Origin of the sequence: Pectobacterium wasabiae CFBP 3304 (assembly GCF_001742185.1) — a bacterium.
Classification (GTDB): Bacteria; Pseudomonadota; Gammaproteobacteria; order Enterobacterales; family Enterobacteriaceae; genus Pectobacterium; species Pectobacterium wasabiae.
The window spans coordinates 272,759-298,252 of sequence record NZ_CP015750.1; the positions used below are offsets into that span (position 1 = coordinate 272,759).

The 25,494-nt window shown below is 50.4% G+C and carries 21 protein-coding genes, 1 tRNA gene and 1 pseudogene; 6 read left to right on the forward strand and 17 right to left on the reverse strand.

The window, feature by feature from the left end:
• Positions 1-38: 38 nt before the first annotated feature.
• The 12 genes and pseudogenes from gspM to A7983_RS01380 form a co-directional block, all read right to left on the reverse strand.
• Complete coding sequence (gene gspM / locus A7983_RS01325) at positions 39-533, reverse strand: type II secretion system protein GspM (RefSeq protein WP_005969978.1); 495 nt, start codon at positions 531-533, stop codon at positions 39-41.
• Positions 530-1,807, reverse strand: a complete 1,278-nt coding sequence (gene gspL, locus A7983_RS01330) for a type II secretion system protein GspL (RefSeq protein ID WP_005969979.1) — start codon at positions 1,805-1,807, stop codon at positions 530-532. Before gspL ends, gspM begins: the two co-directional genes overlap by 4 nt.
• Positions 1,804-2,790 (reverse strand): type II secretion system minor pseudopilin GspK, encoded by a 987-nt coding sequence (gene gspK, locus A7983_RS01335; protein WP_005969980.1) that lies wholly within the window; start codon positions 2,788-2,790, stop codon positions 1,804-1,806. Before gspK ends, gspL begins: the two co-directional genes overlap by 4 nt.
• A complete protein-coding gene (gene gspJ / locus A7983_RS01340; RefSeq protein ID WP_235778011.1) occupies positions 2,787-3,386 on the reverse strand; it encodes a type II secretion system minor pseudopilin GspJ in 600 nt (199 codons plus the stop codon). Before gspJ ends, gspK begins: the two co-directional genes overlap by 4 nt.
• A 50-nt stretch (positions 3,387-3,436) precedes the next feature.
• Positions 3,437-3,802: a type II secretion system minor pseudopilin GspI gene (gspI, locus tag A7983_RS01345; protein ID WP_005969982.1), complete on the reverse strand. Its 366-nt coding sequence runs from the start codon at positions 3,800-3,802 to the stop codon at positions 3,437-3,439.
• Positions 3,799-4,365: a type II secretion system minor pseudopilin GspH gene (gene gspH, locus A7983_RS01350; protein WP_005969984.1), complete on the reverse strand. Its 567-nt coding sequence runs from the start codon at positions 4,363-4,365 to the stop codon at positions 3,799-3,801. Before gspH ends, gspI begins: the two co-directional genes overlap by 4 nt.
• 61 nt (positions 4,366-4,426) lie before the next feature.
• Complete coding sequence (gspG, locus tag A7983_RS01355; protein ID WP_005969985.1) at positions 4,427-4,867, reverse strand: type II secretion system major pseudopilin GspG; 441 nt, start codon at positions 4,865-4,867, stop codon at positions 4,427-4,429.
• A gap of 32 nt (positions 4,868-4,899) precedes the next feature.
• Complete coding sequence (gspF, locus tag A7983_RS01360; protein ID WP_005969986.1) at positions 4,900-6,126, reverse strand: type II secretion system inner membrane protein GspF; 1,227 nt, start codon at positions 6,124-6,126, stop codon at positions 4,900-4,902.
• Between the two features lies 1 nt (position 6,127).
• Positions 6,128-7,624: a type II secretion system ATPase GspE gene (gspE, locus tag A7983_RS01365; protein ID WP_005969987.1), complete on the reverse strand. Its 1,497-nt coding sequence runs from the start codon at positions 7,622-7,624 to the stop codon at positions 6,128-6,130.
• Positions 7,621-9,572 (reverse strand): annotated as a pseudogene (gspD, locus tag A7983_RS01370) (type II secretion system secretin GspD). Before gspD ends, gspE begins: the two are co-directional and overlap by 4 nt.
• Positions 9,573-9,660: 88 nt before the next feature.
• Positions 9,661-10,518: a type II secretion system protein GspC gene (gspC, locus tag A7983_RS01375; RefSeq protein ID WP_039478224.1), complete on the reverse strand. Its 858-nt coding sequence runs from the start codon at positions 10,516-10,518 to the stop codon at positions 9,661-9,663.
• Positions 10,519-10,569: 51 nt separating this feature from the next.
• Positions 10,570-12,549 carry a glycosyl hydrolase family 28 protein gene (locus tag A7983_RS01380; RefSeq protein WP_005969990.1) on the reverse strand — a complete coding sequence of 660 codons (1,980 nt, stop codon included), beginning with the start codon at positions 12,547-12,549 and terminating at the stop codon, positions 10,570-10,572.
• 811 nt (positions 12,550-13,360) lie between these two features.
• Here A7983_RS01380 and gspB point away from each other — a divergent pair.
• Complete coding sequence (gene gspB, locus A7983_RS01385) at positions 13,361-13,933, forward strand: type II secretion system assembly factor GspB (RefSeq protein WP_005969991.1); 573 nt, start codon at positions 13,361-13,363, stop codon at positions 13,931-13,933.
• On the opposite strand, the gene gspS is transcribed toward gspB, so the two are convergent.
• Positions 13,930-14,343, reverse strand: a complete 414-nt coding sequence (gspS, locus tag A7983_RS01390; protein ID WP_005969994.1) for a type II secretion system pilot lipoprotein GspS — start codon at positions 14,341-14,343, stop codon at positions 13,930-13,932. The two genes, gspB and gspS, sit on opposite strands and share 4 nt — an antisense overlap.
• 108 nt (positions 14,344-14,451) lie before the next feature.
• The gene (gene alaC, locus A7983_RS01395; RefSeq protein ID WP_005969996.1) at positions 14,452-15,693 is read right to left on the reverse strand and encodes an alanine transaminase; all 1,242 of its coding nucleotides are present in this window, start codon (positions 15,691-15,693) and stop codon (positions 14,452-14,454) included.
• Positions 15,694-16,075: 382 nt separating this feature from the next.
• Between alaC and dgcA the strand changes: the two genes are divergently transcribed.
• Positions 16,076-17,056 (forward strand): N-acetyl-D-Glu racemase DgcA, encoded by a 981-nt coding sequence (gene dgcA, locus A7983_RS01400; protein ID WP_005969997.1) that lies wholly within the window; start codon positions 16,076-16,078, stop codon positions 17,054-17,056.
• Positions 17,057-17,098: 42 nt separating this feature from the next.
• Positions 17,099-17,959: a D-amino-acid transaminase gene (locus A7983_RS01405; protein ID WP_005969998.1), complete on the forward strand. Its 861-nt coding sequence runs from the start codon at positions 17,099-17,101 to the stop codon at positions 17,957-17,959.
• 85 nt (positions 17,960-18,044) lie between these two features.
• Here the strand turns inward: A7983_RS01405 and A7983_RS01410 are convergent, their stop codons facing one another.
• Positions 18,045-20,498 carry a DUF3772 domain-containing protein gene (locus tag A7983_RS01410; RefSeq protein WP_005969999.1) on the reverse strand — a complete coding sequence of 818 codons (2,454 nt, stop codon included), beginning with the start codon at positions 20,496-20,498 and terminating at the stop codon, positions 18,045-18,047.
• Between the two features lie 397 nt (positions 20,499-20,895).
• On the opposite strand from A7983_RS01410, the gene A7983_RS01415 reads away from it, so the two are divergent.
• From A7983_RS01415 to A7983_RS01425, 3 genes are all read left to right on the forward strand, one after another.
• Positions 20,896-20,972 (forward strand) — tRNA-Arg (locus A7983_RS01415).
• A gap of 211 nt (positions 20,973-21,183) precedes the next feature.
• Positions 21,184-22,392, forward strand: coding sequence for a tyrosine-type recombinase/integrase (locus tag A7983_RS01420; protein ID WP_005970000.1), 1,209 nt, complete (start codon positions 21,184-21,186; stop codon positions 22,390-22,392).
• A gap of 536 nt (positions 22,393-22,928) precedes the next feature.
• Positions 22,929-23,462 carry a hypothetical protein gene (locus tag A7983_RS01425; RefSeq protein ID WP_005970002.1) on the forward strand — a complete coding sequence of 178 codons (534 nt, stop codon included), beginning with the start codon at positions 22,929-22,931 and terminating at the stop codon, positions 23,460-23,462.
• Positions 23,463-23,730: 268 nt separating this feature from the next.
• Here the strand turns inward: A7983_RS01425 and A7983_RS01430 are convergent, their stop codons facing one another.
• Both A7983_RS01430 and A7983_RS01435 read right to left on the reverse strand, forming a co-directional pair.
• Positions 23,731-24,051 carry a hypothetical protein gene (locus A7983_RS01430; RefSeq protein ID WP_005970003.1) on the reverse strand — a complete coding sequence of 107 codons (321 nt, stop codon included), beginning with the start codon at positions 24,049-24,051 and terminating at the stop codon, positions 23,731-23,733.
• A gap of 372 nt (positions 24,052-24,423) precedes the next feature.
• Positions 24,424-25,407, reverse strand: a complete 984-nt coding sequence (locus tag A7983_RS01435; RefSeq protein ID WP_237028202.1) for a J domain-containing protein — start codon at positions 25,405-25,407, stop codon at positions 24,424-24,426.
• Between the last annotated feature and the right edge of the window lie 87 nt (positions 25,408-25,494).

Below are 25,494 nucleotides of genomic sequence, written 5' to 3' on the forward strand. Positions count from 1 at the left end.
AGCGGCGTAGATGAGCGTTTCATTCTTTAATACCAGACTTAACCTTCATCCGCCCGTTCTAACATCAACCGGGTAACATCCACCATCCCCGGGCTTTGCTCGATGGCATTCACATCCAGCGACACGACTCGCACACCGTTTTGCTGTTCCAGCTCGCTAAGCCACCGCAGCAGGCTATTGAAATCGCTCTGAGCGAGCGTCACCGATGCCTGATTGCCCTGCGGCTGCAAGCGTGCAACGGTCAGTCCATAACGCTTGGTGCTTTGCGAAATCAAAATAGGCAGACTGGTTTCCCTCTGACCACTTTCCCCCTGCGCCTGATTTCCCTGCGGAATCGATAAGGCCTGTTTCTGCATCCAGTTGACCGTCTGCTGCTCACGGGAAATTGTACGTTCCCACAGATCTTCCCGCAGTTGCCACGGCTGAAAAATAGCGTAATACACCAGACAGAGCAGAAGCATCGCCGCACACACGACCATAAGCTGGCGTTCGCGCGGACTCATGGCCTGCCAGCGTTGTCGTAATTCATTCATTGCAGGCTCCTTAATGTTAACCGGCCTTCAACCCGCTCGTTTTCCTGCCGCATCTCACCCGCCTGTACCTGATAATAGGCAGCAGCCTGCTGCTGAAACTGCTCTAGCTCTTGATAAGACGCCCCCTGCAACGCCAGTCGGAATTCACCCGCAGAACCGTCGTAAGACAGCGACTGGATTTTGATCGCGCTATTCTGCGTCATGAGTTGCTGCAAAGGGTTCAACTGCTCCAGTAGCCCCTTCCCTGCGCCCCCGGCCGCGGTACGTTGCAGATGCTGCTGCATCTGTGCTCGCGGGTTAACGACATTCGTCTCGGAAGGGAAAATTTGCCGATAGACACGCACGCTCTCCTGCCGCCAATGTTCAGCCTGTTGATAAAGCTGATAGTGCGCCCAACCCGCCTCCGCCACGATCAGTAGAAGGTAACAGGCAAAAGCGATCCCAACGCTACGCCACGGCAGCAGGGTGTTTTGCCACGCTTTCTCCGGCGCATAATCGCCTTGCCGCAAATCAACCGAGGCAGGGAGTTGCGCCGTTGCTGCCAACGTGAAGAGATCTGTTTCCGGCTGCGCTTTCCACTCGCACGCCTCCTGCCATTCGTACTGTGACAACTCACCGCCGCCCAATGTAACGCTGTAGCTGTATATTGCTGGCAGCGGCATGGACGCCTTGAGTAAATCGCCGCACCAGGAGGACTCCGCTGCCATAACATGGCCCGTTGGCTGACGAAACAGCCACATGCCACCATGTTGTAGCGCGCTCCACCCATCCTGATGTTTTGGCAATACGCGGGCATCAGGCAATAGAGCATCAACGCTGAGATCCAACGCATCACTCTGAGCCAGCCACTGCCGCATCCGGCTTTTTTCCACCACCGCGACCGTACCGTCATCACCATGAATTTCCAGCACGGCAAAATGCAGCTTTTCAATGTCCGTAGCCAGTTGGTCTTCCAGCATAAATGGCACGACTTGCATCAACTGACGCCGCGCCTGCCGGGGTAGCGTCAGGGCATAAAAGGTCACGTCAGTTGCCGGAACCAGAACGCGTGTAAACGTCACAGACGGGTAAGCTGCCAACGCTGGGCGAACCTGCTCTACGCTACCACGCCCCTGGCTTAGTAAATTTTCCCCATTGGGTGAACGGAGCTGCCATTCGATTTCTCCCTGTTCCTCTACCGGAAGACGCACAATGAGGCACGGATGTCGAACCACCGAACCTCGATTTAATGGGGCTTTCGCGGCTTTTTGCTTCCATTTTCCCGCTAATTTCATGGATTCACCGTCCTATATCCTCCATATTGCCGCTGTACGACCTCTACCTTTTGTCCACTCAGATGAAGCAAACTGCGTTGGTGAAAATCACTGTCGCCAACACGCACCTGAAGCTTTACAAAGAACCATTCACTTTTCACTGCCAGCACCCGCTGCGCAGTATTTTTACTATTCGGAGGCAATAATCCGGTTTGCTGCAGGACTTCAAGGCTTGCCCACCCCATTTTTGGACGTTGCTGCACCAGCGCTTTTGCCTGCGACATTGTCATTTCATTCAAGAAAACGGCAGATAACAGCGGCGCATCAAACTCAGTTAATGTATTGATATTTATGGACATCGCATCCACCGGCAACGCACAGACATAGGGCAATAATCGGCGATAGAGATCGCTGTCCATGCCGTAAACGGCCCGTAATTCGCTGATTTCACTCATTCTTTGATTGGCAGTACGATAAGGCATCGGCAACGTGGCATAGACCTCGTCTTCTGCACCATTCGCCGATGGATAGTTATCGGCATCAATCCAGTCACGCACTGCAGCAGTGATTTTCTCTGCGCGATCCGCTTCCTCGCCCAGATTTTTCAACAGAAAACGAAAAACCTGCGCCGGATAAGGTGTCTTCACCAGCGTACTCTCGTTATCCACGCCTTGATTGATCGCATTCAGGTTAAAGCAGGTACGTGCATCACTAATCTGACCAATGACATCCCCACCGTCCACGGGAAAACGCTGGCTTGGCTGCGACCAGTTCTGCCCGACAAACGTGCGACCCGGCATATTTCGGGTATCACGCAGCAATATCTGCCCGCTTAGCGTTTCCGCCCCTAACGCAAACCATTTCGCCTGCTGGCGGCTTAAATGACTTTCGGTACGCAAAAACGCTTTACCGGTACGTTCCGTGATCGCTGAGGCTATCATCACCATTAATGCCAGAATCAGGAGCACCACCAGCAGCGCTACGCCGCGCTGACGCGACTTCATTTAACTGGCCCGGTGGTAATCAAAAATATACGCGACATTTCTCCGTAATCCCTTAAGGTCAGAACCACTTCAATACCTTGTGGCAATTGCGTACTGTTATCCCAGTGGTCGCGCCAGGTTTTATTGCTGAAAAAGCGCAGGCGGAAACCGTCAACCTGCGTGAGAAGCGGTTTTACACCAGGCTCAAGCCCTTCAATAGGATCGGGAACCGCGTGCGTTAGCCGTTCCAGAGTATGCTCCCGCAGTCGATAGGCCACAGGCTGCAGTTCAGAACGCGGCAGAATGCCAAACGGGTTCTGCCAGCCATTGCGCATAAAACTAACGCCCCAGTCGTCACTTTTTAGCCGATCGCGACCCGCATAAAATATCGAGGTGCTCCCCCGGCTGCCGCGTGCGATCATCTGAGAAAAATCGCTGTCCATTTGTGAAAAAGCGCGCTGTATTTCAGCCAGACGCTCTGCTTTACGCTGTGAGATTTCATCGTTACGCATCACGCCGTTCAGCACCTGAAACGCGCTGAGGCTCAGCGCCGCAAAAATAGCGATCGACAGAATCATTTCCAGCAGCGTAAAACCCTGCTGGTGCCTGTGCCGCACGGTCTCTCGCATTCTTCTGGTTTGACTACACATCCTTGTTTTACTAAACATCATGGCTTCACCACATAGGTACGTAGCGAGGCATCGGCGGCAAAGGCATCTTTATTACGCCGCACTTCCACATCCAGCGCTTTAGTCTGGGGGTCGCCAGTTTCTATACCTTGCCAGCGCCAATGCCAGCGCACACCAGCGAATTTCGTTTCCCCTTTCACCCACGACGCTTCCGGCCAGCGCTGTTCCAGTCGCAGTTGAACCTGCTGGTTTTCCGCCACCCAGCTAGCAAATGTCTTCTCTTCCAGCCGGCTCAGGCTGCTTGCTTGTCTAGCTGTCGTTTGTAAAACGGCAATGCCTGCCAGAGCAAAAACGCTCAGCGCAACCAACACTTCCACCAGCGTCATCCCTTTCTGCCGTCTCATTGTTTCTTACCCTGACTCATCGACGTCACAAACCGTCCGTTGGCATCGACCTGAAGCCAATTTGAGAGCGCTTTGTTTTCAGACTTAAAGGCCAGACGGAAAGGCGTGATTTCACCACCGGGCAAAATCAGGATATCGGGGTCGTCGCCGCTCTGCGTTTTATCCACTTTTTTCCCATCGGCCTGCAATAGCTCAAGTCGTAACGCATCGGGCAACGTCGCCGAGGCACGCACCCGATACGGTTGCCACGGCTGCCACTTGTAGCCCTGCCAGCGGTCGTTGCCTGGCATTGGTACTCCTTCCGCTGCAGCGGGTCGCTGGAGTTGATAAAACTGCCAGCGATCGGGATAGATGCGAACACCCAGCATATATTCGTTAATCTGACTGCTTTCAGCGGCAAATTCCAACTGCGCCTGAAAACGGGCCAATTGCCAGGCGCTGTCATTCTGGCGCTCGGGAGGAAACGCCATGACCACCATGCTAGCTGCGATACCAGCCAGTAATACAACCAGCATCATTTCCAGTAGGGTAAACCCCTGCTGTTTCCTCATTGACCGCTTCATTGCGCTTTTGCCGTCCTTTTTATGCCGTCATTTATAACGACAGACATGCCGCCGCATATCTTTATTTCTTATCAAGATTCCAGTTGCCGATATCATCTTCCGTTCCCGGCATACCGTCTGGCCCCAGGGAGAAGATATCTAACTTGCCGTGCTGACCTGGGTTTAACAGTTGATAGTCTGTACCCCACGGATCCTGCGGCAAGCGGCGAATATAGCCATCGGCCGGGTAGTTACGCGGTTCCGGTTGTACCGTCGGCTTCGTCACCAACGCTTTCAGCCCCTGCTCTGTGGACGGATAACGGTTGTTATCCAGCTTGTACATATCGAGTGCGCTTTCCAGAGAGACAATATCGCTGACGGCTTTTTGTCGATCCGCCTTTTCTTTATTCCCCATCAGATTGGGCACCACCAAACTCGCCAGTACGCCGAGAATGACGATCACCACCATAATTTCCAACAGGGTAAAACCACGCTGACTATGACCACGTTGATACTGTTGCATCCTTACTTTTCCTTGTTCAATTGTTGGTTCTCTTACGAACTCATTAACGTATTCAGTTGCAGAATCGGTTGTAAAATCGCCAATACGATAAACAACACCACCGCCGCCATACTGACCACCAGCAGAGGTTCAAATAACCCCAGAGCCAGCGTCATCTGCGAGCTGAATTCACGATCCTGATTATCCGCTGCCCGTTCCAGCATGCTGTCCAACTCGCCGCTGCGCTCACCGCTGGCAATCATATGCCGCATCATCGGGGGAAAGAGCGCCGTCTGTTCCAGCGCCTTGTGCAGACTGACGCCCTCTCGCACCGCATCCGTTGCCATCGAGAGCCGATGGCGGGCGTAATCATTGCTCATCACATCGCCGCTAATGCGCATCGCCTGTAACAGCGGCACGGCACTGGCGTTGAGAATGCTGAGCGTCCGCGCGTAGCGTGCCGTATTCAAGCCGCGAGCGATACGACCAAGCAGCGGTAAATGCAGCAGGCGTCGATGAAAACTAACGCGCCGTTTCTCCTGCCGCAGCATCACGCGCAGCGCCATAAACCCTGCCAGCAACGCCAACAGGAACCACGGCCCAAACGTGCGCACGGCATCACTCATCCCCATCAAAATTCGAGTTGAAAGCGGGAGCGCCTGCTTCATATGAATAAATTGCTCGACAACTTTCGGCACCACAACGGATAGCAAAATACTGACCACGGCAATCGCGACCACGGTTAGCACACAGGGATAAATCATTGCTTGCTGTATACGGTTACGCATCTGTTGGCGCTGCTCGGTGTAGTCCGCCAACCGATTTAAGACGGCATCAAGGTGACCAGACGTCTCGCCTGCGGCGACCATTGCGCAATACAGCCGTTCAAAGCTACTGGGAAAACACTTCATGGCATCGGCCAGCGAATGACCTTCCATCACCTTGCTGCGCACCGCCGCCATCAACTGGCTCAGATGCGGCTTTTCACTCTGCTTCGCCACCGCATCCAGCGCTTCTTCCAGCGGCAACGATGCCGCTACCAGCGTGGCTAGCTGGCGCGTCAACAGTGCTAAATCTGAGGTACTAATACGAATTTTGCGGCGTAGGGAGAACCCCGTGGAACTGGATTTCTGCTGATCGCCTCGGCTTTCATCAACCGACAGCGGCACCAGTCCACGCTCCCGCAATAGCTGGCGTGCCTGTCTGGCTGAGTCGGCTTCCTGACTGCCACGGCATTTTTTCCCCTGCGCATCCAGCGCTTGATATTGGTACTGTGCCATATCATTCCTCTTTGGTTACGCGGATCACTTCTTCCCAGGTTGTGAGCCCCGCCAGTACCTTCTCCAACCCGTCCTGACGGATCGTCGTTCGGCTCTCCCCCAGAATCTGCGCAATCGCCATTTCACCCTCACAACGGTGGATCGCCGCACGGACGTCGTCATTGATCAACACCAGTTCATGAATGCCGATACGTCCCCGGTAACCGGTAAAGCTACACTGCGGACAGCCAACGGGATTGTGCAGCAGCGTATCCGGTGCAATCCCCATCTGTTTTGCCTGAACCAGATCGACAGGCTGCGGTTGACTACAGTCAGAACATAACGTTCTGACCAGACGCTGTGCGAGTACGCCCAGCAGAGAGGTTGAGAGCAGGAAGGGCTCGACACCCATATCCTGCAAACGAGACAGCGCGCCCAACGCGCTATTGGTATGTAGTGTGGAGAGCACAAGGTGGCCGGTCAGCGATGCCTGAACAGCAATTTGTGCAGTTTCACCATCACGAATTTCCCCCACCAACACCACGTCCGGGTCCTGACGCAGAATGGCACGCAGTCCGCGGGCAAACGTCATATCCACCTTAGCATTGACCTGCGTTTGCCCGATGCCTTCCAGTTCATATTCGATGGGGTCTTCCACCGTCATGATGTTACGTTCCGAAGCATTCAGGCGACTAAGCGCAGCATAAAGCGTGGTACTTTTCCCCGACCCTGTCGGGCCGGTGACGAGAATAATACCGTGTGGGCGATGGATCAGGCTGTCCAGCAGTTGTCGATTGCGTTCCGACATCCCCAGCAATTCAAGATCGAGCTTAACGCTGTTTTTATCCAGCAAACGCAGCACGACACGCTCACCGTAATTCGACGGCAGAGTAGATACACGCACGTCAACCGCCCGTCCTCCCACCCGCAGCGCCATGCGCCCATCCTGCGGGATGCGCTTTTCCGCAATATCCAGCTTTGCCATGACTTTGATACGCGACACCAGCAGTGAAGCTAACTTACGCTGTGGACGCAAAATCTCACGCAATACGCCGTCAACACGGAAACGGATCAGCAAATAACGCTCATAGGTTTCGATGTGAATATCCGACGCCTTATTCTTAATCGCTTCGGTTAACATGGCATTGATGAGGCGGATAATCGGCGCGTCATCATCGGCATCGAGCAAATCATCACTGTCTGGCAGTTCTTCCACCAGCGTATAGAAGTCCATCTCATTACCGATGTCCTCCATCAGACGGCGTGCTTCTTCTGAATCGCGCTGATAGCTAATGACTAACTGCCGTTCAAACTCGTCCTCCGTCACTCGCTCAATCCTGAGTGGGCAGCCTGCAACCCGACGCGCCTCCAACAGCGCTATCGCTGGCGTCTGCGCAACACAGATCGTCTGGAGACTTGCATCATTATCCCCCTGCAACAGCAGAATTTGCTGCGATCGCGCATAGGCGAAAGGCAATATGGGACGTAATTCTATAATCGAAGAGGCAACGTCGCTCATTTCCCGCCTGCCGGGTAAAATGCCACGATAGAGGACTGAACCTGACGGAACGTATAAGCGTTCCCCCCCTCAGGTAAGCGCAGCAAGTCGTTATCCAGCAGTCCGCCCTCACCGTTGCTCACGTTCCGTTGCTTCTCTTCTTCAGCATTGAATGAGTGATACTTACTGGCAGAGGCGCTCTGATATTGGCTGCGATCGCGGATAATAGAAGGACGGATAAACAACATCAGGTTGCGCTTTTTCGTTTCCTGACTGTTGGAACGGAACAAATGCCCCAGAATCGGAATATCTCCTAACAAGGGGACTTTACTGGCGGACTCATTCGTACTTTTATCCAGTAAGCCCCCACCACGACGGTTTCACCGCTGCTGACCAGCACCGCGTTATTAACAGTACGCGTATTGAATGTTGCCCCGAGGTTGGTGCTACTGCTGGAGGCCGCATCTGCTACGCTGGAGACTTCCTGTTCGATTTCCAGCAGAACGGAGTCGCCTTCATTAATTTGGGGTTTCACCTTCAGTTTGATACCGACCGTTTTACGTTCCACCGTTTGGAAAACGTTGTCACCAGATGTTGTCTGCGAACCAGCTAGCACGGGGACTTCCTGACCGACGTTAAACGTCGCTTCCATATTGTCCAACGTCACAATACTGGGCGTTGCCAGAATATCGTTCTTGCTGTTGCTAGACAGCGCCGTCATCAGCATGCCCCAGTTGCCCTGATAGAAACCCGCAGCAATCCCGTTGAAACCGCCAAGTGCACTCGTCGCTGCCGTGCTAAGCGTTCCGTCACGCCGAAACTGGTCTGCTCCCGCCATCATTGTCGTGATCGGTAACCCGGTATTCGTGAACTGCGTCACCCCAGCATTCTTATTGGCCCATTGCACACCGAGGTTCATCCCATCGGCATCCTGTACTTCCGCGATGATCGCTTCGACCAATACCTGTGGACGACGGATATCCAACTGCGCAATCACCTGTTCCAGATCGCGCATAATGTCAGGCGCGGCATTCACAATCAGCGAGTTGGTTTGTTCATGCGCCTTAATCGAAATGTCTTTACGCAGCGCGGGCAATGCATTTTGTTGATCAGTTTGGATACTGTCGCCTACGCCCGTGAGCACTTCGACCAAATCGGCAGCCTTGGCGTATTTGAGATAGATAACTTTAGTATTACCCTGCACCGCCTGCTGGCGATCGAGTTGCTTGACCATATCGATAACACGCTGGCGTGAATTCGGTTCGCCACGTACCAGCACGGAGTTGGTTCGTTCATCTGCCACCACATTCGCGGTCAACATCCCCGGCAAGGCAGATTTTTCATCCATCTTGTTCAGTTCATTCACCATCTTCACCACTTCCGTCGAGGACGCGTAAGACAGTGGAATACTGGTAACATTCCGATCGCCCGTCTGATCAACCCGTTCGACGATCGTCATCAGCCGCTTGATGACGCCCGCACGCCCAGTCATCAGCAGCACGTTCGAGGGTTCGTAATGCACCACACTCCCAGCGCCCGCGTTGTCGTTCAACTGGCGCAGCAGCGGTGCCAAATCGCGTGCCGCCACATTGTTGACTGGCACAACGCGCGTAACAACTTCATCGCCGATACCCGGCTGCTCATCACTCGCCAGCGGCATAGATGTCGATTTCGCATCTTTTGAGCGAATAATCTTCAACACATTGTTATCCATAGGAATAACAGTAAATCCGTAGACATCCAACACACTCAGGAAGAACTGGTAATACTGCTCTTCGTTCATCATGTCATAGCTGCGAACGGTAATCGTTCCGCTGACCGACGGATCGATAATAACGGTCTTATTCAGATTCTTACTGACGGTATTGATAAACTCCTGAATATCCGTACCTTTGAAGCTGGCGGAGAACTCAGCGCTCCACGCTAACGATGATGCCATCAGCAAAACACTCCCGCCAAGCAACAACATACTCTTGCGGCGTACATGACTAAGCCATTGGTTTTTATATTTCGAAAAAACCTGACGCTTAAAAAATCCCTGTCCCTTGCTAAACAAATTAGTGGTCTCCATCCAGTGCCAGATATATATCTTGCTGTTGACCATCACGCTCGACGGTCAAATTAAATTTGCTCATCCCTGCCAGTTGCGCCATCGCCTGCTGTGCCTGATCCGTATCGCGTAAATCCATGCCGTTTAATGACACAGCGAGATCGTTATCCTGCAAGCCTGCGCGGTAAAAAAGATCGGGGTTTTTGCCGGGGTTTAACTGATATCCTTTCAGTACATCTTCTTCCGTGACGGGGGAAATGGTGAGGTAATCCTGTGCCGTAAAGGGATCTTTTTGTATCTCGCCCTTCACCTGACTAAAAGCATCAGGAGACGGCAGCGCATCGGCAGCGTGTTCTTCCTGATACAAATTCAGCGCCTCATAGCGCCCCTGATACTGGAGCACGACACGATCGGCAGAGATAGTCACAATTTTGGCTTCATAGCCGGGAATAGCATCGCCGACGTTGCGACTGTATTGCTGACTATCTTTAGCGATAATGGCAATCGAGCGTTTGGCATCTCCGCTCGCCAACACCCCAGTCAGACTGATATTTAACGATGTCAGCGGGATATCACCGGATAACGCAGCATCATTAACCACAGGCGCATCGGGGGCATGGCCGAATAAGGTAAAATCGCCCGGCGTAGCGGGCTTTTCTTTCGCCTGGGCAGGCGTAACTGACACGCCAACAACGCGTGAGTCTTCAGGCAGGAGAAAACGCCAAGCCAGTACGGCCAACTGCTGACAAATCAGCAGCAAAATCACCCCCAACACGATGCGTCGAATCAGAGGAGTTGGCAGTGACCGAAGAGTGGCAACCAACGAATTAAAAGACGGTTCTTTGAACGCTTGCAATCGTGCCATAGAGTAATCATCCATAATACTCCCCACGCCCAACGACGTGGGGAAAATGCCTTATTCCGTTGCGGCTTCCCGACTGATGGTCTCATCATCACGGGTCGTCAGCGCGGCATCATTATTTACACGGTCTTTGAGCCCGATATTTTCAATATGGCCGAAATTCCAGGCTCCCGGTACATTCTCAAAAACGACATTCTTAAATTCACTGTTCTTCAGGAACGTGATGTCAGTGGCTTTTACATTTTTGAATTTTACATTCTCAAAATGCAGGCCTTGGTGATAAGCATCTCGTCCAAAAGAGAACTTATACGCATCAGCCATCTCAGCGATGGTCATCCCATCGACCATGATGCTGTTTTTCTTCGCTGAACCATCAACCGTGACGTTGGAAACGGTCACATCGCGGAACTGTGCAGGTTCTGCCGCTGGCTGGGTATCGTTCACGTCCGCTTTATATTTGATAGTGAACACGAACGGTTCTTTGACAATATCACGCATCGCGTTATTACGGAATACCACGTCACGCGAGCCGCCACCATAATAGGGACGACTCTTCATGCGTAGGCCAACATCCGTCTTATTCATTACGTTATCTTCAGCAACAATTTTTTCTATCCAGGCACCAGTATGGCTACCCGTGACCACCGCGCCATGCCCGCGACGGAAGTAGTTATTGAAGATCCAGGCGCCGCTCTGCGCTTTTTGCCCCAGTGTCACTACTTCGGCACCATACCCTGCGGCAAAGTTTACGCTGTCATCACCTGTATCAAAAAAGTTATTGAATACCATGACATTCTGGCTATTTCCGAATTCAATACCATCCGCATTATTAGCATCATACGTTGTGTGCACCAGCGCATTCATCGCCACATTTTCGGATTCCAACACCATCACACCGTGGTATGCAGGATTCAGAATTGTCAGCCCTTCCAGATACATATTGCTCACACCGCGCAACGTCATCAGGCTGGAGCGTCGGTTTTTGTACGCCTCATCCAGTAGCATTCCTTCAGAAATGGCTTTTGCCGTTTGGTCTTTTGCCAGAATGCCGTCACTACCAACATTAGTCGCTTTGCTCGCACGATAGAGTGGCAACGCATTCTTTAATTCATCAATTTCAGTAATGTTTTCATCACTGGCTTTAATGCCACGCATCCAGCCATTGCCATCAATCGTACCCTGTCCGACGATACGAATATTTTTAAAGGTGCCTGCATGACTGCTACCCTGATCGTCCGCTTCCAATACGTTAATCAGTGAGGGGGGGCGCTTAGGCAATTTAGGTGCACTGTACGGGTAGAGATAGTAGCCACGCGCGAGCGGGTAATCGTCACCGTTTGCCGACCCCAGCAACGTAGCACCTTTCGCAACTTCAAACGTCATATCGCTATGCAGGAACAGCGCTCCGGTTTTAAACGTGCCACCTTCAACCACGACTTTACAGCCTTTCGGATACGCGGCTGGCGTACAGTCATCAATCGCCTTCTGAATCGCCAGCGTATCGTTTGCTACCCCGTCCCCTTTCGCACCGTAGTTAGTCACGTTCAGTGAGGCTGGTGTAGCAGTCGTTTTCTGCACAACCGCTTCACTATCAACAGATTCTTTGCCGTCGTCATAAAGCGCGCGCACAGTGAAACGGTACTCAGTTTCAGGCGACAGGTTAGCCACCTTGAAATTATGGAAGCTGACGCGGACGTGCCAGTTGGCGGTATCGATCGAGTTATAGAAGTTATCGATATACGGCTTGGCTGGTGAATGAACGTTCTGGTTATCAATGGTTCCGCCCAACAAGGTTCCATTCATATAGACACGATAATCTTTAATGCCTGCGGCAGGTTTAGTCGGTTTTTCCCAAGCTAGTACCACGCTGTTATCATCATAGGCCAGCGCCGGCACTTTAACATTCTGCGGCGCAGCGGAACGATCGACACCAACATCCGGCGTTGCATCGCTATCGCTGCATCCGGCAATCAGGCCACTCAGGACTAATGTCGCGCAAAGCGTAAGACGGGTACGAAGTAAAAAATAAGTCATAACATTTCCTGTATTTTTACTATTATTGCCCCGATATCCCCCACCCTACAGCAGGTTCATTACCGCAGAATGATAGATATTGGGCTGAAGAATTACAGATAACTATTTCAATAAAAATAATGTGCTAATAGATAATTCCCTTCAATGGTGACCCAGCATTCCCCTTTACCTCAGCATTAAAAAAATATAGAGAAAATAAACCCACACAAAACCCTGCAATATTAATTACATATTTTAAAATTTTGCTTATACTCTAAAAAATTCGAACTTCAGACAAGCGGCAAGTGGAGGCGTCCCAACGAGCTTACTCAGGTAAGTGATTCAGGTGGCAAATCTGCCGGAAGCCGATTTGAACGCGGCTTGCTGCAACGTGAAGCATGACAAGTATATTCATTGTTTAGCGGCAGATTGTTCGCTCCCTTGCCAATAAAAAACCAGCGAAATCTCTGTAGAAAAAAACCACATAACACTACAGCAAATTAACACTCGTCGCTGTTAATTAAATTATTCCCCTTCACAGTTACTGACTATCGAAAACCAAAAAAAACACCATGCCAACAATAATAAAACGCAATTTCATGAAAGCAAATTTACACGTTCTTTTTGCGACCCGCATCAAGATTCCGTCTGTGATTATTATTATTGTAATAGCTTTTAATCAAAATGGAGGCACGGTCACATAACCGAGAGATTCAGTTTTTAGCTCTTTCTATTTTTTGCAAAATAAGGCAGATAGCACCATCCATTTGTTCAACTTTCGTTTATGATGTGACGCTACACGGTCTAAGGATAGATAATTAAGGATTAGCGCGTGGATAACGCACCGGATGCACCGACACCCCCACAGCCAGCGCTACTTGCGAGATACCCGATGCCCGGTTATCTGATGGTGGTTTATGCTCTGCTTTTTATCGCGCTAGGCTGGTTCAGCCATCAGCGCTGGGGGAGTCCGACGACTTCCGCACCGACCACTCTGGCCGCTCACGCCGCTACCTTGCCTGCGGTTGAGGAGCAAGCACCGACAACATCCTCGGCTACACCTCACCAAGGGGAAGCACATGCCAATACGCCAGCCCCCCCAGAAAAAAAGACCATGTTGCCGTTACCTGCCGTCAGCAATGGCGAGATCCCATCGCTGACCTACAGCGCACATGTTTATACGTCGGATGAAGCCAAGCGCAGCATCACACTCAACGGCCTGCAATTCCGCGAAGGCGATTCGCCAGTTGAAGGGCTAACCATAGAACAAATCCAGCAAGATATGACCATTTTCAGCGTAGAGGGCGAAGTGTTTATTCTGGAAGCGCTAGAGGACTGGCCGGGCGGAAAATTCAACGAGAATGAACGTTCCGCCGATAATGAACGTGGAAGTGCTGCGCCTTAGCCGTGGTTGCGCATGGCATCAATAAACGGCGTCAGGGTGCGGTTAAATTCCAAACACTGCGTCTCTTTTGGCGTGCTGTCTTTTAATAACCCTTGATACAGGCTTTCACTGCGCTGCGGCAAAGCCTGATAACTCGCAACATTCCAGCCTTTTTGCTTCGCCACCGCCAACGCGACATTGGTAATCGTCGCATCATCGGGGAGATCGCTGCGGCTACATTTCGATTTGAGATATCGGGTGGCCGCAACCAGTGACGCCAACTGGTTCAGTTGATCGTTAGGAGAAACCGTTACCGCAGAAGACTGGCCTGCCACTGTTCCTTTGTGGGCAGACGTTCCTGTTTGTTGGCACCCGGCCAGCGTGACGCAAAGCAGCGTTAACGCAGAAAATTTAGACAGAGATAACGACATGACAAACTCATCCTGATTGAGATTAACGGTAGGCATTCTAGCAAATGATAAGCCGCTGTCACGGCATGTTTATGTTGCTCCCAGTCAGGCGACTGGGAGCCGAGGATATCAGGCAGCAGAGCCCTTTCCTGATAAGGGTTTAGTGGTCGGTAAGATACCGTCAGCACGGAACATCGTCTTAATACCACGCACCGCCTGTCGAATACGATCCTGATTTTCGATTAAGGCAAACCGAACATGGGTATCGCCATAATCCCCAAAACCAATACCAGGCGAGACGCAAACCTTCGCCTCCGACAGCAGTCGCTTAGCAAACTCCAACGACCCCAGGTGCGCATAAGCATCAGGAATTTTCGCCCACACGTACATTGAGGCTTTAGGTTCAGTAACCATCCAGCCCGCCTCATGCAGACCGCGCACCAAAACGTTACGACGCTGGCGATACTGTTCGGCAATATCCCGCACACATTGTTGATCGCCTTCCAACGCGGCGATCGCGGCAACCTGCAACGGCGTAAACGTGCCGTAATCGTGGTAGCTCTTGATCCGTGCCAGTGCGTTTACCAACTCAGGGTTACCGACCATAAAGCCAATGCGCCAGCCCGCCATGTTGTAGCTTTTTGACAGCGTGAAAAACTCGACCGCGATGTCTTTTGCGCCGGGAACCTGCATGATCGACGGTGCCTTCCAGCCGTCATACACAATGTCAGCATAGGCCAAATCATGGATCACCAACACACCATACTGTTTCGCTAACTCCACAACGCGCTCAAAGAAATCCAGCTCGACACACTGCGCCGTCGGGTTCGACGGGAAGCCAAGAATCATCATTTTCGGCTTCGGAATACTCTCGCGGATCGCACGCTCTAATTCATTAAAGAAATCGACGCCTTCCACTAGCGGTACAGAACGTACCTGAGCCCCGGCAATCACTGCACCATAAATGTGAATCGGATAACTCGGGTTCGGCACCAGCACCGTATCACCATGATCCAATGTTGCCAGCATCAGATGCGCCAGCCCCTCTTTGGAACCAATCGTGACGATCGCTTCGGTTTCAGGATCGATATCAACCTCATAGCGATCGGCATACCAGCGAGAGATCGCACGGCGTAAGCGCGGAATGCCTCGGGATGTCGAATAACCATGCGTATCTTCGCGCTGTGCAACCGTACAAAGTTTTTCCACGATATGCGGGGGGGTCGGGCCGTCAGGATTACCCATGCTGAAATCGATAATATCCTCGCCACGACGACGCGCAGCCATTTTTAATTCAGCAGTGATATTAAATACATACGGGGGAAGACGATCGATGCGCGTAAAACGGCGCGGAGAAGGTGAATCAGCCATAACATCCTCAAATTAACGTGAGCGCCCGGACCGTCCGAGCGACGCAGTGCCTGTAAAAAGACACTCTACTCAACATCCTTCGAATCGCACGAAGCCCGTTTTCGTTGACTACCGCTTTCGTTAACCACAAAAGCACATGCGATCTGAAGTGTGATGAGTTTATTCAAGCTATCTCAGATAATTCGCTCTGTCGATACCCGTTCATAAATTTTCTCAGTCTGGAAGTAAACCGCATTTATTTCTGACCAAAATTGCGAAAAATGAAGAATACGCGTAGGAAGAAGCATTACACTTTACGGCCCGATCGGGCCTGCTAAATAAGGTATTTATAGCTCGGGACACTAGATGGTTGATTCGAGAGGGGGGATTCAAGAGTAAGCCTATGACCGAGATGCGATTTTTCACCGAAAGCTGGCCAATAGAAGGCACATTTACCATTTCACGCGGCAGCAAGTGTCAGGCTGATGTCGTTGTCGTGGCGCTTCAGTCCGGCAACGTGACGGGCTATGGCGAGTGCGTCCCCTATTCACGCTACGGTGAATCCCTCGATAGCGTAATGGCGCAACTCGCCTCGCTGAGCAGCGACGTTCGTAATGGTTTAGATCGAGAGAGCTTGCAAGCCATTCTGCCTGCTGGCGCAGCGCGTAATGCGCTCGATTGCGCGTTCTGGGATCTGGAGTGCAAACAGCATCAGCAGCGTATTTGGCAGCGCCTGAGTCTTCCTTTGCCTACCGCGTTGGAGACCGCCTATACGCTATCGCTTGATACACCAGACCGTATGCGACAGGCGGCGACGCAAAATGCCAGTCGCCCCCTTCTCAAATTAAAACTGGCGGACACCGACGATCTGGCCAGAGTGGCCGCCGTTCGCGAAGGCGCGCCATTGGCTCGCCTAATCGTTGACGCCAATGAGGGATGGGACACCGAACGTTATCTGGCGCTGGTTCCTGAACTCGCCGCACTTGGCGTAGCGATGATCGAGCAACCGTTCCAGGCGGGTAAGGATGATGTGCTGGTAGATCTGCCTCGCCCCATTCCCGTCTGTGCCGATGAATCCTGTCATGACAGTCAGTCGCTAGCCGCGCTGGTAGGACGCTATGACATGATCAACATCAAACTGGATAAAACCGGTGGACTGACTGAAGCTCTGCGTTTGCGAAAATACGCGCAGGAGCAAGGTTTAAAAATTATGGTCGGCTGCATGGTGAGCACATCACTGTCGATGGCACCCGCATTTGTTGTAGCGCAGGGTGCCACCGTGGTCGATTTGGATGGCCCGCTGCTCTTACAGCGCGATCGCAATAATGGGTTGCACTATAACGGTAGCGAAATATTACCGCCCAACGCATTATTGTGGGGATAACGCGCGTTAACCTGCATTGAGCAACTATTAAGGAGTGTTGTGATGCAACGTCTTGTTTACGTTGATGGACAGTATTTAGAAGAGAATGAAGCAAAAATTTCCGTGTTTGACCGTGGTTTCCTGTTTGCCGATGCCGTTTATGAAGTGACAGCGGTAATCGATGGCAAGCTAGTTGATTTCCCCGACCACATCACTCGCCTGCAACGCTCCTGCCGCGAGTTATCGCTTACGCTGCCCGTCACCGCCGAGGCGCTCAAAGACATTCACAATGAGCTGATCAATAAAAACGATCTGCAAGAAGGCGCGATCTATTTACAGCTTAGCCGTGGCAATGCTGGCGATCGTGATTTCTATTTCCCTTCTGCGGACGTCAAATCCACGCTGGTTTTATTCACTCAGGCACGTTCGCTGGTCGGTAACCCGAAAGCCACAACGGGGCTACACGTTGTCACCACCGAGGATATCCGCTGGCACCGCCGAGATATCAAAACTGTCAGCCTGCTCGCCGCCAGCCTGGCGAAAGAATATGCCCACGCGAATAAGGCCGACGATGCCTTCTTTGTCGAAGATGGCTTCATTACCGAAGGTAGCTCTTGCAACTGCTACATCGTCCTGCATGACAACACGGTGGTGACTCGACCGCTTAGCAACGATATTCTGCACGGTATCACGCGTCAGTCGCTGCTCAAACTGGCAGAAAAGGATGGCATTGCGCTAGAAGAACGCAGTTTTACGCCAGAAGAGGCGTATCACGCCAAAGAGATTTTTGTCAGTTCAGCCACCATGCTCATCCTCCCCGTTGTGATGCTGGATGGAAATACGATCGGCGACGGCAAGCCAGGCCAAATGACTCAACGGCTGCGTGAAATCTATCTCGATATGATTAAACAGCAGGGAAAATAGCCGCAATCCACACGCGGTGAGCACTGCATTGATGTTCATCCGTTACCCGTTCAATGCCGGATAACGGATGGCTAAATAGAGTAGATTATTTATCCTCACCCGAAATGCTATCAGGTAGCGCCAACCCCGAATTTTCCAGCACCATCTTCTGCGGTACAGCCAGCGGGATATTTGATGCCCGTAACCGTTTGATGATCTCAAACAGCAGGTCGCTCTTCGCTTCCGAGACCATTCTCGGGCTGCTGACATAGCCTGTCACACTCAGCACCATGCCCGTCGGATTCAACTGGCTAAATTTCACTGACGGTGCTGGTGATTCGAGAATCGCATCATGGTTGATGTAAGCATCCAGCAACAGGGTTCGGACTTCTTCAGGATCGATATCCAACGGGAACGTCAGCGCCAGCGTCGCAACCCCAAACGGGTTCCCCATCGTAATATTGCGCACGTTCTGTGAAATGAATTGGGAGTTCGGCACGATCACCGTCGAACGGTCGCCCAATTGAATTTCCGTCGCACGCACGTTAATCCGGCGGATATCACCTTCGACTCCGCTGATACTGACCGAATCCCCTACTTTCACTGGGCGTTCCGTCAACAGAATCAGGCCAGAGATAAAGTTCTTCACTATCTCCTGTAAGCCAAAACCAATCCCCACCGACAACGCACTGACAATCCACGCCAGCTTGTTCCATTGAATCCCCAACGTCGCCAACGTCAGCAGAATAATCAGGATATAGCCGATGTTGCTAAACAACGTCACCAGCGATGCACGGATCCCACGTTCTAACGTCGTTTTAGGAAGAAACTCGTCCTCCAGCCAGCGTTTTGAAGAGCGTAAAACATAAACCCCTACCACCAAAAATAGCACCGCGTTAACCAGATGAGCAGGCACGATGCTCAAGGTTTCCAGCCCTTTCCCTCCCCAAATCTCAACCGCTTTTTGCACCAATTCCAGAGGCGTAGTAGTGCCAAACGTACCGTTTAGTAAAGCAACAGCCGCCATCAAAATTAAAAAGACTTTACCGCCGGCCGACAGCAGCAATGTAGCTTGAGCCAGATGCCGATCGTCCAGATTGAGCGAATTTTTCATCCGCTTGCCACTGGCATTATGGGGGGAGAAGAGGCTTTCGCAGATATCGGTAGTAAACGTTGAAAACAAGTACAGACAGGAGAACACCATGCCGATCCACACGAGCTCGAACGCCAGGAAACGGGCCAGTGAGATATAACCGATGACCAACGACACCAGTATTGAGAATGACGTCGCCAATACCGCAAGGTGGATAACGCCAGATAGCGTCGAACGCGCTTCCGGTTGTTCCCCTGAATGTACCATCTGCCGACGAATTTGATCGCTTTTCAGCGTGATCGTCCCTGCGGTGAAGGCTAAGAACAGTGCAGATAAGCCGTTCACCATAATGGTTGCCGCAACCGATGTCCCTACTGTCGCCGTCACCTGTTCAATAAAACCGAAGATCAGAATAATGCCGGCTGCGACCACAGGGAACGGTTTCATGGCCTTTGCGACTGGATTAGCAATCGCAGGTAAACGCCACGAAGGGCGTTTGTTTGACAGAAATGCTCGCCCCAGCCCAGCAATCATCGAACAGAAGATTGCCTGTCTCACCAGCGCATCAAGGAACGACACTACGCGTTCTGTAGCCTCGCCATGACGCGTGAGCGTAAAGTCGATTAAATTTGCAGCAATGCCGATCGTTACCACGGTTGAAATAACCGATGCTGTGGCCAAGAAGCTCCGCCGCAAGCGCCCTTCCGGTAACCAGTGGATCCCCGCCCAAGCCAGATATTTTTCCAGATACCGACGACCTGCCGAGCTCATAGCCATTGCAATCAGAATCAAAAGTGCAGAACCGTAACGCCAGTCCGGCTCCCAAGCCACCATAAAAGCATCGCTTAATTGATCCTGAAAAGTACTCAGACGGCGAACATCCTCGGCCTGCGGTGCCACAAGCGGCGCCCAGAAACGCCCACCCAAAATACTCCCGGAATTCAATGCCAACTGTGTTTTCAGCGCGCTACGGCGCAGAGTAACAATTTGCGCCGACAAATTAGCCGCACTGGTGCGTAGAGCCTGAATTTGTTCGATCTGCGCATCCATTTTTGCTTTTTGCGCATTCAGACTGTTGCGCTTACGCGTCACTTCACTGGTTTCATTAAGACTGGAGCCAGGCTCTGGCGCGGGCCCTAATACGTCCAACTGAGCCTGAATTTGAGCACGTAGCGGCGCAACGGCATTAGAAAGCTCGTTGGCGCTATTCACCAATTCCTGCGTTGTGTCATTCAATGCACCAAATTTGCTGTCGTTATTGGTGCCTGAAACCTGCTGTTTGATACTATCTAATTGTTTTTGCAGCTTAACCAATTCAGCATCAACATTAATTTTTACTGGTGTCTCAGTCTGCGCGGGTTGTGGGTCAGGATCCGAACCCGCACTCGCCGCCGCTGCATATCCAACAGGTAGCGTTAACATCGTCAACAGACAAATGCGCAAGAATGCGGATGAAAGAATATTCATAAGTCAAAAAGTTCCAAAGTTCGACGAAATAGCGGATTCACCCATAGCCAAGCAACGACCCCAGCACGTGAAAGCAGCCCACACTCATCCAAAGCCCAATGAATGCCAGCACAGTGTACCAACAGCACAGGACGTAGAATATGGTCGTTCATAACTTGAAAAGAATTACTGAATACATCCAGCAAATAAAACTGAAACTTTCATTGCTATGCCTGGTTCACGTGAACAGCACTCGCAATTGTGCAAAAAAGTCACACCAGAAAAAGCAATATTCGTCAAAGTTGTACAGGGATTCACCGTATAACGTAAATCCGGCGCCAACCCGTTGACTCACCGGGACGTGTGGGTATAATCCAGCCCACTGTTGCAACAAGCAGCAGCCACTTCTTTGCGCAATGCGCCCTTAGCTCAGTTGGATAGAGCAACGGCCTTCTAAGCCGTAGGTCACAGGTTCGAGCCCTGTAGGGCGTACCATTTCGAAGTAAACAGACGTCAAGCGACGTCTTTTTTTATGCCTAAAATTCAGTGGATTAGATATAAACCCACTGATTTCAGTCAACCAGACTCTACCGACATCTACGTACATCAAGTAGGATCTGTTGGTATAAGTGATGGTACAAGCCCGTTCAATGAATTCTTATACCAACAGCCAGCGTATGCCGACACCTCAATATGGAGATCTGCTATGCCACTCACCGACGTAAAAGTCAGAAGTGCCAAACCAGAAGACAAGGCTTATAAACTTACCGATGGTGAAGGGATGCATCTGATGGTCCATCCTAATGGCTCAAAATACTGGCGTCTGCAATACCGCTTCGACGGTAAACAGAAAACGCTGGCGCTTGGGGTATATCCTGAAATTACCCTGTCTGAAGCCCGGCAACGCCGTGATGAAGCCAAACGCCAGATTGCAACCGGTACAGACCCCAGCGAACAGAAGAAGGTGGACAAACAACTGCGCCAAACGCTCGTTGATAACACCTTCAAAGCTATCGCATTGGAATGGCATGAATACAAACGCCCTAACTGGTCGAAGGGTTACGCTGAAGACCTGATGGAAGCGTTTGAGAATGACATCTTCCCTGACATCGGCAAACGCCCTATTGCTGAGATCAAACCGCTGGAAATGCTAACCTTGCTGCGGAAACTTGAAAAACGCGGCGTACTCGACAAGTTGCGTAAAATCCGCCAAGCCTGTAATCAGGTATTCCGTTACGCGATCGTCACTGGTCGGGCGGAAAATAATCCGGCATCAGAACTGGCAAGCGCCCTTCCCCCACCAAAAGCTACACACTACCCTCACCTGTTGCCTGATGAACTGCCGGATTTTCTACGTGCGTTATCAACTTATTCGGGTAGTAAGGTCACACAATTGGCAACACGTATCCTGATGCTTACCGGCGTTCGCACCATCGAATTACGGCAAGCAGAATGGAAGGAGTTTGATTTTGAAAAAGGGCTCTGGGAAGTGCCGAAAGAACGCATGAAAATGCGCCGCCCTCACCTCGTGCCCCTTTCCGATCAAGTGATCGATGCACTGCAACAGCTCTATGCCGTGACCGGACGCTACAATCTGGTTTTCCCCGGACGTAACGACATCACCAAACCGATGAGTGAAGCCAGTATTAATCAGGTACTGAAACGGATTGGTTATCACGGTAAAGCGACAGGGCACGGCTTTCGCCACACAATGAGCACTATTCTTCACGAACAAGGCTATAACACCGCTTGGATCGAATTGCAGCTTGCTCATGTGGACAAAAACACCATTCGTGGAACGTATAACCATGCGCAGTATTTGGAACAACGTAGGGGTATGTTGCAGTGGTATGGGGATTTTGTTGATGGACTGGAGTATGAGGGGAAGGTTGTGATGATGGGTAAGCGGAAGTAGGCTGGCAGATGATTAGCCGGAGTTGTTCCGGCTTTCACTCGGTGTGTATTTAGCTGGCTGATTTCATCGGACTCATACTAGAGAGATGATATTGAGCAGAGATATCCAAACTTATATCAGAAGATAACACTAAAATATCAGATGAGTTAGCCGCTACTCAACAGGACACTGACCTACGACAGAGTGAGGCTAAATTTCACTGTCGGCTATGAGCGAACAGTGGAAATCCACAATGCCTTTAACCGCTAATGAAAGATACACAGTGTATTAATTAACGGGGAACTGGTCACAACTCCTAGACGGAGGAAACATCAACTATATGCCACAAGTGCAGACAGTGAGTGAAGCACTGGATCACGTTCTGGCAAAACAGAAGAAAAAGCGTTATTGGATATCGGTGGATGGCTTCAGGGGTGAATATTAAAGACTGGACAGCAGTCGCGCGAACGCTGACTATATAGCCAATTCTGGTTAGATCTGTCAGTGTTATCGAAGATAGTCAAAGGGAATAAAACTTTACTAGCAAAGGAAATTTTATGATTAGACCACTCAGAAATATTTTTATTGTGATTTTTATTCTATTGCTAAATGGATGTTCCATACTTGAGAATGGAAAGAGGTACAGAACCGACTTAACGCAAATCTCACTTAATGAAGATTTAACAAGGAAGTATCCAAATAGTAATGGTAGTCATCCACACTTATATATTCCCGGTTCAATGAAGTTCGCTGAACTCGTGCAAGATACCGGTGATAACTACATTGATCATGCCTATACAACCAAGAAAATGCTTCCTCAGTGGGACGATATTTTTCAAAGATTTATAGACTGGAAGCCGACTGAAAATGAGGTAATTGAACTGACAGACCCAGTAACTACTGCCACAGCATTTAGGCCATTAGGGGTAAGTCATAAGGTCAGCTTCATGGAGATAAGAGGGGAAAAATATTTGGTTTTCACTCACCATCAATTACCTCCTTTTAGCAATGATATATATGCATATAATCAAAAAAATGTCCTTAAGATGAGGCGATTATTTAGAGATCTTCAATCAGTCTTGGTAGACTAGGTAAAAAGAAAGCACTAGGCAGTTCTTCATCGCCCAACTGGATGGGGAACCTTAAAATTTGGTATCGTTCAGTAGTAGCTCACTAAATTTTGCAACCTGAATAGGGATTTAAAACTTCCGCTCCTGGCACGAGGCCGCCGATCAAGTCGGATTGAAGGTCTGGTATGAGCAAGGAGCGAAAGCTGGATTTAATGCATATTTATCTTTTTATCACAGGCCAGCTTCTGCATTAATCAATAGCTAGACACTTGATGGAGACTCATAGCGCTCACTGATTACCAAATTGTTTTTCATAAACATCCAAATGATTTTTAAAGTATTTTCTATAATCATCAGCGGAACTTATTGAGATTGTTACCTCAATAAACGTTTCATCCAGCTCTTCTGAAAAATCTTCGATCGCGATGAATTCATTGGCGATTTCTTCATTTGTCCCTTTAATAAATAGTTTACAGCCAGTTTTAATAACATCTGGCGAATAAAACTGCGTGGGTTTAAGGGCTCCATGCACAAATCCCATAGGGGGATCACCAAACTCTAATTCAGAAACGCCAATAATTTTGTCTTCTTTTCTAATCTCGAATGCCACGTAATTATTCCTGAGTTATTGATTCTTGTTGGCGATAAACCTACTTACAAACTAAGGGCCATCAGATCTGCTATGAGAGAAAGCAGACGTTTCCGCCCGTTTAGTTATTCAATATATATGAGATACCGATTTAGTGATGGTTATTAAAAAAGTCCCACAAATCAGTAGACGAACCGATCATCAGTATTCCCTGCTAATCCGAGACTGACATGCCAGTATGCTAACTTTATCGTAAATAGCCTACTGAAGTGACCTTCTCTATATGAGAAGGTTTTTTTAACGTCTAAGGAGGAGATTAAATATTTATTAATTACGGCTAGCTATCTGGTCATACAGCAGTTTTTAAAAAAGATAACGACCAGAAACCCAGTTTCACCATTTGAATAATTTTAGCAACTCGGAAAGAACGCCGACACAAATAATGAAATAAAGTATCGTCCATATAGCTGAAAACCAAGTGAAATCCATCCATTCAATCATTTTCCATGGACTGGAAAAAACCCTGCTCATGATAATGCCGGGCTTGCGGATAAAAGGAACTCCTTTCGGCCAGGCTGCCCAGAACATAATAAAAAGTGCCAGAATAGCCAGTAGCGAGACGAGTGCCATTGTGCCATGTCCGGAGGGAGGAATAGTGATCACGGCGGAAAAAAAAAGCCCGCCGAAAAACAACTGAATGACCGCGAGTGAGAACATAAATTCTATGAAAAGGAAGCAACTAAGCCATCGGGGCCTGCAACTAAATCCCATCATGAGAATATCGCTGAGATACAGATAAAATACGACGATGACGATAGCCGTTATGCTGGCAGCGTGATGAATATCCGGTTGCTGGAGTAACGATTTAAATGCCATTCCCCAGAACACTAACAGAAATATTCCCTGCCAACTGAGCGTCAGGCGTGTCTGGCGCAGGAACTCCAGCATCACGGGATTGAGTCGTTCAGCAATCTCGGGATAGTAAGACGTAAGATGCTGAGCCTGGTAAACGAGCGCCTGCTGAAGCCCTGGCGTAAGACGAATCCAGAACGGCACGTGTTTACGATCGCTTTTCAGTAGCCGAACCGCCATTTTCGTTAGCAGCGTACCATGTGTTTCCTCGGTTGACATCTGTCGCCAGGCACGATTAACTTCCGTCTCCCGCAAGCGCTGCTGGATAGCGTGTTGTATCGGCCCGGGGATGATATGACTGTAATCATATTCATCTATCCCCCACGTCAGTAGTCCAGAAACACGTTCAAGAAGCCCTTCCGTGAGCCCTTGCTCTTCAGAGAGCGCCGCAGCTAAATGCTGATGAAATTGCTGCTGTTGAAGCAAACTCCCTTGCGAAGCGATTTTTGTCCATAACCGTTTCATCGCTACGATCCCAACCATCTCAGTGTTGACCAACTGATGTGCCAACGCCTGCATCTCTTCGGAGGTATAGAACGTTTTCGCCCAAGG